Here is a 13,751-nt window from a genome sequence, read left to right as displayed (position 1 = left end):
ATGAGTGATCTGATCAAGGATCTAAGTGAACTACGCCTGAATTATGAAAAAGGCGAGTTACAGGAACAGCAAGTCAATCCGAATCCGCATATGCAGTTCTTGCAATGGTTTAACCATGCACTGGAAGCAAAATTGCACGAGCCCTATGCCATGTCGTTGGCAACAGCCAATGCACAAGGCCGTCCGCATGTGCGTACGGTATTGCTGCGTGGAGCGACTGACGCAGGGTATGATTTTTATACCAACTATGATAGTCAAAAAGGTTTAGATCTGGCTAAAAATCCTTATGCCGAACTGTTGTTCTACTGGCAGGATCAGGAACGTCAGATTCGTATTTCGGGTCGTGTAAAGAAAATATCGGAAGAAGAATCGACCGACTATTATCATAAACGTCCACGCGAAAGCCAGATTGCCGCGCATATCAGTACCCCGCAAAGTGGCATCGTGGCTAGTCGTGAGGAATTGCAGCAACGTTTTTGGGATTTGCATACCCAGGTTGCCAATCAGCAACAGCTGGACAAGCCGGTATTCTGGGGCGGTTATCGTCTCGAACCCGATTATTATGAATTCTGGCAGGGTCGTCCGAACCGTTTGCATGACCGTTTAAGTTATCGCAAAACCGATGCCGGCTGGACTTTAGAGCGCTTAATGCCATAACCATGCAAAAACTGGAAATCAAACAACGTCCATTGCTGACACGCCCTGAAAATTTACCGGGCGTCCCTGCATTTGTGGCCGAGATTCTGGCTCGTCGTGGGGTGGAATCCGAGCAGGAACTTGAGCTCAAGCTGAAGCATTTGCTGGCACCGACCATGAAAGGCTTGCCTGAAGCCATTCAATTGATGGATCAGGCGATTGATCATGGCCAGAAAATCGTGATTGTCGGCGATTATGATGCCGATGGCGCGACCAGTACTGCACTCATGGTGCTGGCACTGCGTGATATGGGCGCCAATGTTGAATATCTGGTACCAGACCGTTTTAAATATGGGTATGGATTGACGCCCGCAATTGCAGATCTGGCCTTTGTTAATTTCACGCCTGATTTACTGATTACCGTGGACAATGGCATTTCCAGCCATGACGGAGTAAAACAGGCGCAGGATCATGGCATGCAGGTGATCATTACTGATCACCATCTGACGACCAAGCCGACACCAAAAGCCGAAGCCGTGGTCAATCCCAATCAGCTCGGTTGCGACTTTCCAAGCAAAGCACTGGCTGGGGTCGGGGTGGCTTTTTATATACTGGCCAATCTGTCTACCCATCGCAAGAAACTTGGAAAATCCTCTACGGTAATTACCAATTATCTTGATCTGGTGGCACTCGGTACTTATGCCGATGTCGCGAGTCTGGACTATAACAACCGGATTCTGGTCGATGCAGGGTTGAAACGGATCCAGCAAGGGTTATGCCGAGCAGGAATCAGTGCGCTACTTGATATTGCAAAGCGTGATCCTGCTGGTCTGAAAGCTCAAGATTTGGGCTTTGTTTTAGGCCCACGGATTAACGCGGCTGGACGCATGGAAACCATGGATATCGGGATCGAATGTTTGCTGGCTCCTGATCTGACAACGGCTTATCCACTGGCTGAACAGCTGAATCAGCTCAATGTCGAACGCCGTCAGGTGGAAGGCAAAATCAAGCAGGAAGCCTTGCTTGAGCTGGATAAAATTCAGTGGGATGCAGCTGAACTGCCTGCTGCACTGATCATGTTTGAACAGCATTGGCATCAGGGGGTCATCGGGATTGTGGCAGGGCGTTTGAAAGAGCAGTTTCATCGTCCGAGTATTGTTTTTGCCGCGGATCAGGATGGGATTCATATCAAAGGTTCGGCGCGTTCGATTGAAGGTATTCATATTCGTGATGCGATTGAACAGGTGGCAGAGCAATATCCTCATTTAGTCAGTCATTTTGGTGGCCATGCAGCAGCAGCCGGTTTAACCCTGAAAAAAGAAAATTTCGCCGAGTTTAAGCAGGTCTTTGAAGTACTGATTGGTGCGATGGATGAGGATTTATTCACTGCGACTTTATGGACGGATGGAGAGCTGCCAGCTTCTGCTTTTCACATTGAAACAGTCGATTTATTACAGAATTTAAGTCCATGGGGGCAAAAATTCCCCCAACCGATTTTTGATGGTGTGTTCAAAATCATGGACTATCGCTGGCTTAAAGATGTGCATCTTAAGTTACGTGTGGCGTTGGAGAATGGGCAGGTCGTGGATGCGATCGCTTTCAATGCAGCGGATAAATATGACTTTGACCCGATGAAAGATACACGATTGGTCTATGAGCTGGATAAAAATGTATTTAATGGCAATATCAGCTTGCAAATGCGGATTATCCATTTAGAACAATAGGCCATAAAAAAAACCGCTCGGGTGAGCGGTTTTTTTGCTTTTAATCGGAGGGATTAGAAGCGGAAAGTACCGTTAATACCGAAAGAGTCAGCACCGTCAGTAGTTGTGTAGTTAACGCCAGCTGCAATTGCAGGGGTAAAGAATTTTTGAGTACGAACACTAAAAATAGTATCTGATTCATCAGCAGTAGAGTCAGCAAAAGAAACACCAACGCTAAGTGTAGGATCAATATAAAGATCAGCAGCTAAACGATAAGCAGTTTCATCACCGAAATATGTTACTCCCTCGAAATTAGTAAAATGATTACCAATTTGAGTCACATATTTAGCTCGCAAAGAAACAGCGGTGTCTTCACCTACAGCTACACCGTAACCAAGGGTGCTAGCAAATCCAATTTTAGAAGCAAGCATAGGATCTACACTTTCTTTAGCAACTCCTAGAGCCAACAATAACCCATTAACTGGTAAGTAACCAGCTTCTAAAGAATAGCCAGTAGTGTCATCAGATTCATCATAAGTAAACCCAGGAGCACGTGCGCTAGCTGTATAATCCACTTGGTTTAAACTACCAGAAATATAAAATTGAGAGTTGGGAATAAAGAATTCACCATTAACACCAATAATCTCAAACTCTTCTTCTGCATTAATACCAGCTTCGCTCAATTCATTTTGAGCATTAACGTATCCTAAACCAATATTACTAGCTTTATTTAAAAAGGCAGCTTCAGCTAGAGGAGCATTTTTAGTATTTACGGTATTTAAGTAGTATTTACCGTTAACAAAAAATAAATCCCCATCAGAGTCAAGTTCAAATCCACCTAGATTATTTTCAAAGTCAGTGTTTTCATACCCGACATTAAGTTCAGCTTGGTAAGCATGTGCAGTTCCCAGGCCAGCAAGAAGCGCTGTAGCAAGAGCAAGTTTCTTAAGCATTTAGATTTCTCTCTTTGTTATAAAAATATGACTGTTTGATGAACAGTTGTAACAAATTGTACAGTTTATATTCGCCCCGTCAATGTGCAAAAATACCTAAATGCTTGTTAAGAGTGCAATAAAAAAACCCATCCGAGGATGGGTTTTCTATGAATGACTAATTTTTGGTTTTAGATTAGAAGCGGTACTTCGCTGCTACACCAAAGGTATTGTAGTCATTGTTAAACTGTTCACCAAAGCCGACACGGCCTTCTAAGCTCACTTGCTGGTTAATGAACTTACGTGCATTGATACCAAATTCGCTCTTGTCGGTAATATCATTGTTGTGATAATCAGCACCGACACTCAAGGTTTTGTCGATGAAATAATCTGCTGCCAGATTGTATTCATCTAAATCACCAAACGCTGCACCTGCTTCCAGGTTGATGTCTTTACCGTTGCTAAGTGTAGTGACATATTTAGCACGCAATGTTGGATCTACGCCATCATCATTGTCGTTATCCCAACCTTTTACACCCGCCGCAATCAATAGACCTGGCGCTGGCAGATAACCGACTTCAGCTGCATAGGTGGTTAAATCATTTTCTACATCATCATTGTCTTGCAGATCATGGCCATTGACGTTACCGCTTAAGTAGAAGTCAGAATTCGGTACGAAGTACTCTGCACCTACGCCATAACGATGCGCTTCAGAATCACCAATTTCATTATATTGATATTGCGCACTCACGTTGCTAGCACGATCAAGGAATGCTGCTTCTGCTAATGGTGCATTACGTGTTTGAACTGGATTGAAGTAATATGTACCATCAACGCCGAAAGAACCGCTAGTTCCACCGTTGTCAGGATCAAACACTCCTGCTGATGCACCAATTTCTGCTTGGTAAGCATGTGCTGCTGTACCAGTCATTGCTATTGCTGAAAGTAGTGCCGAAGCAATCGCTAATTTTTTCATGGTTACTACCCCTCAAATCGTGAGTTAAAAACATTACACTTTTTGTTACAACTTTCAGTCTAGAGCAATTCCAAAGATCGTCAATCAAAGGAAAGTTACAGTAATGTGAATAGCGTAATCTTGTGTAATTTTTGCTGAACAAGTGACTGAATAATAAAATTAAATTTATAATGTAGTGTTTTATTAAAAGTGTGTAGATATTGTGGAATCTATTGAATTCGCTGATTTTTTATACAGAACAATAAGAAATCCTAAATTATAAAATCAATTACAAAATTATATTTCGGTCATAAAACGGGGCTAAAAAGCCGATAAAAATTTCCGATAAAAAGACGCAAAAGAGTCTATGAGATGTTGAAAATTGGGTGAGGGAAATACAGGTCTAAATGCTCAAGATATTCGAGCTTTAGACTGAATGGATCGTTAAAATAGCGGAAATAGACTGTGCTATAATATCGGGCTAAGAATTTTGTGCCTAATTTTGATTGAGAGTAATTCACGTGGAAATTAATCCGTATCTAAACCAATTAAAAGACTTAAACGAACGTGGTCAAACACTACGGGGGTATCTTTGACTACGATCTGAAAAAAGAGCGTTTAGAAGAAGTCCTGCGTGAATTAGAAGATCCAACGATCTGGAATGATCAGAGTCGTGCTCAAGCAATGGCCAAAGAAAAAGGCGAGCTTGAAAATGTATTAAATGTGCTGGATCGCTTAAGTACCCAGCTTGAAGATGCACAGGCTTTGCTTGATCTGGCGGTTGAAGCGGATGATGAAAGCTTGCTAGAAGACGTACAGGCTGAACTGAGCACGGCTGAAGAAGAACTGGCCAAGCTTGAATTTCGCCGTATGTTCAATAATCCGATGGATCCAAACCCTTGCTATCTTGAAATTCAAGCTGGTTCAGGCGGTACAGAAGCACAGGACTGGGCGTCTATGTTGCTACGTATGTATCTACGCTGGATTGAACGTCATGGCTTTAAAGCAGAAGTGATGGAAGAATCTGATGGCGATGTTGCCGGGATTAAATCTGCGACGATTCGTGTGGAAGGTGAGTACGCCTATGGCTGGTTACGTACCGAATCTGGTGTACACCGTTTAGTGCGTAAATCACCATTTGACTCGGGCAACCGTCGTCATACCTCATTTTCTGCCGTGTTTGTCTCACCTGAAGTAGATGACAATATCGAAATTGAAATCAATCCGTCCGATGTTCGTACCGATACTTACCGTGCATCAGGGGCGGGTGGTCAGCATATTAACAAAACAGATTCTGCCGTGCGTTTAACCCATGCACCGACCGGAATTGTGGTGGCCTGTCAGAACCAGCGTTCACAACATGCCAACCGTGACCACGCCTGGAAGCAGTTACGTGCCAAACTTTATGAGCTCGAGATGAGCAAACGTAACGAAGCGGCACAAGCACTGGAAGATTCCAAGTCTGACATTGGGTGGGGTAGTCAGATCCGTTCTTATGTCCTGGATGATTCACGTATTAAGGATTTGCGTACAGGTGTGGAAAATTCCAATACTGGCGCAGTTCTGGACGGTGATCTGGACAAATTTATCGAAGCAAGCCTGAAACAGGGCTTGTAAGAAGTTGTTTAAATAGCTGGCGTAACCAAGCTTGTACAGATTGTGACTCTTATATCTAAATTATTCGATATATAAATCGTAAAAATACGATATAATGGTCGCAGATGCTGAATAAAGTTTCGTTGCGCCACTGATTGTGATGTGCCTATGGACCTTGATCTAATTTTTAAAGCCTTAGCCAATCCGACCCGTCGACAAATTCTGGAGTGGTTAAAATCTCCGGAGCAATATCTGTCTGCGGAAGAGTGTGGTGGCTTTCAACGTGGGGTCTGTGCAGGTCAAATTGAACGTTTGGGCCAGGTTTCCCAGTCCACCATGTCCAATCACCTGTCGGTGTTACAGCAGACTGGCCTGATCACTGCGACCAAGCATGGACAGTGGTCATATTTCTCCCGCAATGAAACTTTGATTCAACAATTTATCGAACACCTACAACAACACCTTTAACAGGTGGGAGTAACGATGGCTGAATTAAATTCTCCTTTAACGCTCGGTGCGTTAGAGCTTAAAAACCGTGTCATCATGGCGCCGCTGACCCGTAACCGCGCAACTGCTGATCGCGTTCCAACCCCAATGATGGTTGAGTACTATGCGCAACGTGCAAGTGCTGGCCTGATTATTTCTGAAGCCACAGTGATTTCTGAAGAAGCCAATGGCTATTTAAATACTCCAGGATTGTTTACCGATGCTCAGGTCGAAGGCTGGAAAAAGGTTACTCAAGCGGTTCATGAGAAGGGCGGTCTGATTGTTGCCCAGCTTTGGCATGTTGGTCGTGTATCGCATCCGGATCTGTTAAATGGTGAAACACCAGTCTCTGCAAGTGCAGTACAACAGGCGGGTCATGTCAGCTTGTTACGTCCAAAACGTCCTTATGTGTTGCCGCGTCCGCTGGAAATTTCGGAAATTCATGCCATTACCGAGCAATATAAGCAAGCCGCGATTCGTGCTAAAGAAGCCGGTTTTGATGGTGTTGAATTACATGCTGCCAATGGTTATCTGATTGACCAGTTCTTGCAAAGCAAAACCAATCAGCGTGAAGATGAATACGGCGGTTCAGTGGAAAATCGTACACGTTTCCTGCTAGAAGCAACTGATGCACTGATTGAAGTATGGGGCGCAGATCGTGTAGGGGTGCATTTTGCGCCGCGTTGTGATGATCATGACATGGGCGACAATGATCCACGTGAAACATTTGGCTATGCCATGGAGCAGCTGGGTAAGCGCAAGATTGCCTTCTTCTTTACCCGTGAATATCTGGCAGAAGACAGTATTTCTGAATATATGAAACAGCGCTCAAATGGAGTGCCTTATATTGCCAATATGCGCCTCAGCCGTGAAGATGCCATTGAATTACTGGCTTCAGGCAAGGCTGATGCGGTGGCTTTTGGTAAGGCGTATATTGCCAATCCGGATCTATACGAACGTCTGCTCGAAGATGCGCCGCTGAATGAACTGAAGCTGGAAAATATGATCGGAACCAATGTCGCGGAAGGCTATATTGATTATCCGACATTGGCTGAAGCAGAAGCTTTAACTACAGTAGAATAATCTAAAAATGAGCCACATTGATTAACATGTTGATGTGGCTCTGCTATATTCTGCCCATTGAATCTTTGGACAGGGGCGCAATGTGGCCACTCCATTTTGGTATAACGCAGCCTTGGCGCTGGTTAAACCCTTATATCAATCGCGTATACGTAAACGTGCGACCGATCCTGAACAATTACAACAAGAACTGACAGAACGTTTCGGCCCGTTTCAGCCACCCAAAAACCTGCATGCCATCTGGTTTCATGTGGTGTCGGTGGGTGAAACCAATGCTGCCCAACCGTTAATTGAACATTATTTAAAACTTGGCCATCCGGTGCTGGTCACCAATACCACCAAAACCGGTCAGGCACGCGCTAAATCACTTTTTTTAAAAGCGCCTTATCTTGATTTGTTTCAAGCTGTCTATTTACCCGCTGACCAGAAAACTTTAATTCGTGAGTTTTATCAAAAATATCAGCCGAAACTTTTATTGCTGATGGAAACCGAGCTTTGGCCTAATCTGCTGGATCAGGCACCTCAGTTCAATGTACCAAGTGTATTGTTGAATGCGCGTCTGTCTGAAAAATCTGCCAAAGGCTATGCCAAGGTCAAAGGTCTGACCCGTGGCATGCTCAAGAATTTAACTAGTCTTTTGGCACAGGATACTGCCACCCAGCAGCGTTATATCCAGTTAGGAATCGCAACCGAAAAAACAAAGGTTTTGGGTAATATCAAGTTTGATATTACTGCACCTGAGCGCTTTATTCATCAGGCAGATCAGTTGAAACAGGAGTGGCAGCTAGCGGGTCGCAAAGTCATCACATTAGCCAGTACTCATGCTCCTGAAGAAAAAGAAATTCTAAGTGCTTTAAAAGCTGCTTTAGAGACTGATCCAAATTTAGTCTGTATTGTGGTGCCACGTCATCCGGAACGTTTTGATGAGGTATTTCAGGCCGCACAGTCTTTGGGGTTAAAAATCCAGCGTCGTAGTCTAGGGCAACGTATTGAAGTAGATATCCAAGTGTATTTGGCTGATTCGATGGGGGAAATGTGGCTTTGGTATGCTTTAAGTCAGGCCTGTTATGTTGGTGGTTCTTTAAATGAGCCAGGTGGTGGACATAATATTCTGGAGCCGATTACGCTGAATGTGCCGACTGTTTTAGGCAAAAACTATTTTAACTTTCAGACCATCGTGGATGAGTTTGTTCAAGCGGATGCAGTCGCAGTAGTGCAGGATGCACAGCAGGCTACAGATGTCTTACTGGAGCTTTTGCAAGATCAGGTCAAGGCGGAAAATTTGAATGCGGCAGCGCAGCAAATTATGCAGTTAAATACGGGATCGCTTGCCAAGCATATTCAGGTGATTGATCAGTATCTTTAATTTATATTGATAAGTAACGGATATTAGATTTACCAAGATGGCAGGAGAAGCCTACACGATGGCAAGTTTATCTGTGCAGGTAAATGAGGCCGTTGTTAGCTAGATTCGTTCATAGAACTAATGAGCTAATTAGGAACTTTACTTTTGAAGGGTCAAAAGTAACAAGATCCTTTGCGGTACTGAAGGTACTTCCCGTACCTCAGTACCGCGGGCGGCATCCTTGCCGCCGGTCTAAATAGTGGATGTCGTCGGAGATTCTAATAAAGTTCTTTTAGTATCTGCAGTTTTGGTCGTAATCCTATTTTAAATTTTTTTGGTTTCTTTTAATTCTATGAATATCGTCCTGCTTGATCCACGTCAAACCGAAACTGAACTTTGGTCCATTACCTCAACTCGGCAACTGGAACATTTACAGCAGCATGTGCAGATTCAAGTGGGAGATACTTTAAAAGTCGGAATTCGAGAAAGTCAGCGCTACCTAACTGAAATTATTGAAATCTCTGAAAAAGCTGTGTGGCTAAAACCACTACAAGAAGAAGCTGTTCCAGAAAAATTGCCAGTGACTTTAATTGTTGCTTTGCCACGTCCGAAAGTGCTGCGCCGTCTGATCATGGACAGTGTCACCTTGGGTGTTGAAAAAATCATTTTACTGCATAGCTACCGCGTCGATAAAAGTTATTGGCAAACGCCATTTTTACAGCAGTTAAATCATTATATCGAGTTGGGACTGGAACAGGCCGGGGATACGGTTGCACCCCAAATTGAGCTGTATAAGCGCTTTAAACCCTTTGTAGAAGATATCCTGCCGGGTTTGATTAGTACGGATGGTCCGGCTTATGTGGCACATCCTTATGCAGAGCAAGCGATGCCATTTGCGATTGAGCATCCCTGTACGATTATTATTGGTCCGGAGGGTGGATTTATTCCATATGAAGTTGATTTACTGATAAAAAACGGCTGCCAGGCTGTGAGCCTGGGCAACCGTATTATCCGTACAGAAACCGTGATTCCTTATGTTTTAGGTCGACTGTTTAGCACGGGCTGAAGCCTCTTCATTGCCCTCACCACGATAGACTTTGACTTCCTGTACCGGATACGGAATCGAAATATTATGCTCGGCAAAAGCCTGAATCACCCGTTCCTGCACCGCACTGATTGAAGTTCCGGTGCCGGTTTCAGTGGTATCGACCCACCAGAAGGCTTTTAGGGTAATAGAAAAGTCAGCCAGCGCCGTGACATTGACACTAAAGCCAGGCTGGCTCAGGATGGTTGGATCTTTATCTAAAATAGCGGTGATCAGGTCCTTGGCTTTCTGGATGTCATCTTCATAGCCGATACCAACCACGAATTCGCAGCGGCGACGGGTATAGGCAGTATTCACCGTGACCGCACTGGTGTAAACCGTTGCATTCGGAATTACAATACGACGGCCATCCGGTGAGCGTAAAAAGGTCGCACGAATTTGGATATCTTCAACCGTCCCTTCCATGCCATTCACGATAATATCGTCGCCAATCTTGAACGGTTCACTGAGCAGAATTAACACGCCAGAAAGCAGGTTCTGGAAAATATCCTTGAAGGCAAAACCGATCGCGACCGAACCAATTCCGAGGGCACTCATCAGCTGACCCGGGGTAAAGCCAGGAACCGCAATCACCAGTCCAATCAGAATACCAAAGAAAATAATAAAGGTACTGCCGACACGGTTGAGTACCAACACCAGATTCTGGCGGGTATAAGAGCGGTTTTCCAAAGTTTTACGTACGAAAAACTTGAAGACTTTGGAGAGTAACCAGAAAATCGTAATCACGATCAGTGCGATACAGAAATAAGGCACACGTTCCCAGAAACCTTCCATGATTTTGTCAATGGTGCTGTAGGCATCATTATACTTGGCGGTATGTTCAATCACGGTCTTGGTCGTTTTTTCAGTTGCCTGATGTAACAACTCCGTGGTGCCCTCAGTTACCTGGCTTAAGGTATTGTTTTGCTCTGCCACAAAAATTCCACAATTCAAATTTTGCCTATTTTGCCTGATGTTCAGCAAAAAATTAATAAGGGCTCGAAGTCACCAGTGGATAATTTTAAAAATAACGGCACTGTTGTTAAAAGTATTTGGTGGTTTTTTGCATCATTTCCGTGGGGGTAGGTGACTGTTCTTCACCGCTCATATAACTGAATAAAGCGATAGATCCCAACAGGCTAAGCAGGGTCAGGATAATCATCAGCCAGGCCAGAATTTTTTCCCAGAGCAAAGTCATCCGTGCCGGACCATACTGATTACTGCCTCGATCGCCCGAACCAAAAACGATATAAAGCCATACAAAAATGTTTACTAGCGGCACTAAAAATAATAGCGCCCACCAGCCACTGCGGTTCATATCATGCAAACGGCGAACAGTCACCACTAAAGCGAAATACACATACACCAGAACCATGACCAGCACACCGATGCTGGCCAAGCCTTGCAGTGAAATCAGCCAGTTGGGATCCATGGAGTGGGTAGAAATATTCACAATATCAATGCTGAGACCCAGTGCGATACTGCCAAATAAAAAGATGAAATACAGAAATGCCGACCAGGCAATAAAGCTCAAGCGTCCGAAGCGGCCTTTCATCGACAAGGGATGATCCGATGCAGGCAGCGCAGGCGGGTTAAAGTAGGGAGATTCAGGCGATTTCATAAAGCGTATCCTGCTAAATCAGATGAAATAACCACAAGCGGTCAATTTTATTTTTAAGGGCTGTGCTACAGATCATACACAGTTGCGCAGAAGATTCTGTACTGTAAGTTGTGGTTTATTTTGATTGAATTTGTATAAATAATCTACGACGAAAGCATGATTGCCGGATTTGAAATAAGCAGGCCATACTGCCATTATGCATAAAAAACAATCAACAACGCAGCATTAACCTCTCGTGATGAGATAGAACAAAATCAAGGAAGTGACCTATGCAAGAGATCTATCCAGTACCCGAAGAATTTAAAAAAACAGCACGTACGCTTGAAGATCAGTACTTCGAACGTTATCAGTATTCTATAGAACAGCCAGATAAATTTTGGGCAGAACAGGCGCAACGTCTGGACTGGATCAAGCCCTTTACCCAAGTCAAAAATACCAGTTTTAATAAAGACGATTTTAAAATCGAATGGTTTGCCGATGGTCAGCTCAATGTCAGTGCCAACTGTCTGGATCGGCACCTGAAAGAACATCCCTATAAACCGGCGATCATCTGGGAAGGGGATCATCCTTCGCGGCACAAGATTATTTCCTTTGCCGAGCTGCATGATGAAACCTGCCGTTTTGCCAATGTGCTGAAGAAAAATGGCATCCAGAAAGGCGACCGGGTCATGCTGTATATGCCGATGGTTTCTGAAGCCGCGATTGCCATGTTGGCCTGTGCCCGGATCGGGGCGGTACATTGCGTGGTGTTTGGCGGTTTCTCGCCAGATTCCTTGGCCAGCCGGATTGAAGACTGTCAGGCGAAAATGGTGATTACAGCCGATTCCGGCATGCGCGGCGGTAAGGCCATTCCGCTGAAAGCCAATGTCGATGAGGCACTAAAACTGGCAGGTACAGACTCGATTCAAAATGTAATGGTGGTACACCGCACCGGTAACCCGATTGAAATGCAGGAAGGGCGTGATCTGTGGTATCACACAGAAATTATGTCAGTGAATGACATTTGTCCACCGGAACCGATGAATGCCGAAGATCCGCTGTTTATCCTGTATACCTCAGGTTCCACCGGTAAACCCAAGGGCGTGATGCATACCACTGGCGGTTATCTGACCTACGTCAACTGCACCTTCCGTGAAGCATTTGATATCAAACAGGATGATGTATTCTGGTGTACCGCAGATGTGGGCTGGATCACCGGGCATTCCTATGTGCTGTATGGACCACTCTCGAATGGGACCACCACCGTGATGTTTGAAGGTGTGCCGCAATATCCAAGCTGGGCGCGTACCGGGCATATTGTAGATAAGCATAACGTGACCATTCTTTACACCGCACCGACCGCGATCCGCGCCATGATGCGCGAGGGTGATGCTTTTGTGCGGGAAAGTGACCGCAGTAGCTTAAGAATTTTAGGATCAGTGGGTGAGCCGATTAATCCGGAAGCCTGGAACTGGTACTACACCGTGGTCGGTGAAAGCCGCTGTCCCGTCATCGATACCTGGTGGCAGACCGAAACCGGCGGTTTTATGATTACGCCATTGCCGGGTGCGACTGATTTAAAACCAGGTTCTGCGACACGGCCTTTCTTCGGGGTACAACCGGCTATTGTCGATGCCGATGGCAAGGAACTGGAGGGTGAAGCTGAGGGAAATCTGGTGATTAAGGATTCCTGGCCGGGTCAGATGCGTACCATTTGGGGAGACCCGGAGCGTTTTATTGAAGCTTATTTCTCTACCTATCCCGGTACTTATTTTACCGGAGATGGGGCGCGTCGCGATAAAGATGGTTATTACTGGATTACCGGTCGTGTCGATGATGTCCTGAATGTATCCGGACACCGTTTAGGTACGGCAGAAATTGAAAGTGCACTGGTGGCGCATGAATCGGTGGCTGAGGCCGCTGTAGTCGGGATGCCGCACGATATTAAAGGTCAGGGAATTTGTGCCTTTGTGACCTTACAGGCTGATGTTGCCAGTTCAGATCAATTACGTGGAGAACTGGTCAGCTGGGTACGCAAGATTCTCGGGCCAGTGGCGACTCCCGATGCCTTGCACTGGGCGCCGGCATTGCCAAAAACCCGTTCCGGCAAAATCATGCGCCGGATCTTGCGAAAAATTGCAGCCGATGAGCTGGATAGTCTCGGAGATACTTCGACTCTGGCCGAACCGCAAGTGGTGGATCATCTGATTGCAGAAGTACAGCGTAATAAAGTTTAAATTCAAGTTGTTCCAATACCGGCATTCTGCCGGTATTTTTATATCGGGAATAAGCTCTGCATGCTTTCGGATATAGTGACAGGCTGCAATCTGCTAA

General features: G+C 45.1%; 12 protein-coding genes. 8 read left to right on the top strand and 4 right to left on the bottom strand.

The features are described from left to right. Window positions 1-657, top strand: a complete 657-nt coding sequence (gene pdxH / locus PV763_RS09840; protein WP_004281335.1) for a pyridoxamine 5'-phosphate oxidase — start codon at window positions 1-3, stop codon at window positions 655-657. Between the two features lie 2 nt (window positions 658-659). Then, entirely contained in the window at window positions 660-2,360 is a 1,701-nt protein-coding gene (gene recJ, locus PV763_RS09835; RefSeq protein ID WP_044111355.1) for a single-stranded-DNA-specific exonuclease RecJ, read from the top strand. A 53-nt stretch (window positions 2,361-2,413) separates the two neighbouring features. On the opposite strand, the gene PV763_RS09830 is transcribed toward recJ, so the two are convergent. Then, a complete protein-coding gene (locus PV763_RS09830; RefSeq protein WP_005180787.1) occupies window positions 2,414-3,292 on the bottom strand; it encodes a putative porin in 879 nt (292 codons plus the stop codon). A 175-nt stretch (window positions 3,293-3,467) separates the two neighbouring features. Next, entirely contained in the window at window positions 3,468-4,247 is a 780-nt protein-coding gene (locus PV763_RS09825; protein WP_004729179.1) for a putative porin, read from the bottom strand. Window positions 4,248-4,747: 500 nt separating this feature from the next. Between PV763_RS09825 and prfB the strand changes: the two genes are divergently transcribed. The 5 genes from prfB (at window position 4,748) to PV763_RS09800 (ending at window position 9,799) form a co-directional block, all read left to right on the top strand. Next, a protein-coding gene (gene prfB / locus PV763_RS09820) for a peptide chain release factor 2 (protein ID WP_101627160.1) occupies window positions 4,748-5,843 on the top strand; the annotation gives its coding sequence in 2 pieces (ribosomal slippage) (window positions 4,748-4,819 and window positions 4,821-5,843; 1,095 coding nt in all). Between the two features lie 147 nt (window positions 5,844-5,990). After that, window positions 5,991-6,290, top strand: a complete 300-nt coding sequence (locus PV763_RS09815) for an ArsR/SmtB family transcription factor (protein ID WP_004281346.1) — start codon at window positions 5,991-5,993, stop codon at window positions 6,288-6,290. Between the two features lie 15 nt (window positions 6,291-6,305). Next, window positions 6,306-7,391, top strand: a complete 1,086-nt coding sequence (locus tag PV763_RS09810) for an alkene reductase (protein WP_148335088.1) — start codon at window positions 6,306-6,308, stop codon at window positions 7,389-7,391. A gap of 82 nt (window positions 7,392-7,473) precedes the next feature. Continuing rightward, a complete protein-coding gene (locus tag PV763_RS09805; protein ID WP_420937781.1) occupies window positions 7,474-8,754 on the top strand; it encodes a 3-deoxy-D-manno-octulosonic acid transferase in 1,281 nt (426 codons plus the stop codon). A 331-nt stretch (window positions 8,755-9,085) separates the two neighbouring features. Next, a complete protein-coding gene (locus PV763_RS09800; RefSeq protein WP_191112296.1) occupies window positions 9,086-9,799 on the top strand; it encodes a 16S rRNA (uracil(1498)-N(3))-methyltransferase in 714 nt (237 codons plus the stop codon). On the opposite strand, the gene PV763_RS09795 is transcribed toward PV763_RS09800, so the two are convergent. Next, window positions 9,773-10,753 carry a mechanosensitive ion channel family protein gene (locus PV763_RS09795; protein WP_114540950.1) on the bottom strand — a complete coding sequence of 327 codons (981 nt, stop codon included), beginning with the start codon at window positions 10,751-10,753 and terminating at the stop codon, window positions 9,773-9,775. The two genes, PV763_RS09800 and PV763_RS09795, sit on opposite strands and share 27 nt — an antisense overlap. A 106-nt stretch (window positions 10,754-10,859) precedes the next feature. After that, a complete protein-coding gene (locus tag PV763_RS09790) occupies window positions 10,860-11,438 on the bottom strand; it encodes a DUF805 domain-containing protein (protein ID WP_148335094.1) in 579 nt (192 codons plus the stop codon). Window positions 11,439-11,707: 269 nt separating this feature from the next. On the opposite strand from PV763_RS09790, the gene acs reads away from it, so the two are divergent. Next, window positions 11,708-13,654 carry an acetate--CoA ligase gene (acs, locus tag PV763_RS09785; RefSeq protein WP_004647260.1) on the top strand — a complete coding sequence of 649 codons (1,947 nt, stop codon included), beginning with the start codon at window positions 11,708-11,710 and terminating at the stop codon, window positions 13,652-13,654. Window positions 13,655-13,751: the final 97 nt, after the last annotated feature.

This window comes from Acinetobacter sp. AS5, from assembly GCF_048957595.1.
Lineage (GTDB): Bacteria > Pseudomonadota > Gammaproteobacteria > Pseudomonadales > Moraxellaceae > Acinetobacter.
This window is presented reverse-complemented; position numbering and strand designations above follow the sequence as displayed.

What these genes read in the sequence shown, in the direction of transcription:
- acs (WP_004647260.1), top strand. Translation starts at nt 11,708, where the DNA reads ATGCAAGAGATCTATCCAGTACCCGAAGAATTTAAAAAAACAGCACGT.
- PV763_RS09810 (WP_148335088.1), top strand. Translation starts at nt 6,306, where the DNA reads ATGGCTGAATTAAATTCTCCTTTAACGCTCGGTGCGTTAGAGCTTAAA.
- PV763_RS09830 (WP_005180787.1), bottom strand. Translation starts at nt 3,292, where the DNA reads ATGCTTAAGAAACTTGCTCTTGCTACAGCGCTTCTTGCTGGCCTGGGA.
- PV763_RS09815 (WP_004281346.1), top strand. Translation starts at nt 5,991, where the DNA reads ATGGACCTTGATCTAATTTTTAAAGCCTTAGCCAATCCGACCCGTCGA.
- PV763_RS09790 (WP_148335094.1), bottom strand. Translation starts at nt 11,438, where the DNA reads ATGAAATCGCCTGAATCTCCCTACTTTAACCCGCCTGCGCTGCCTGCA.
- PV763_RS09825 (WP_004729179.1), bottom strand. Translation starts at nt 4,247, where the DNA reads ATGAAAAAATTAGCGATTGCTTCGGCACTACTTTCAGCAATAGCAATG.
- PV763_RS09800 (WP_191112296.1), top strand. Translation starts at nt 9,086, where the DNA reads ATGAATATCGTCCTGCTTGATCCACGTCAAACCGAAACTGAACTTTGG.
- recJ (WP_044111355.1), top strand. Translation starts at nt 660, where the DNA reads ATGCAAAAACTGGAAATCAAACAACGTCCATTGCTGACACGCCCTGAA.
- pdxH (WP_004281335.1), top strand. Translation starts at nt 1, where the DNA reads ATGAGTGATCTGATCAAGGATCTAAGTGAACTACGCCTGAATTATGAA.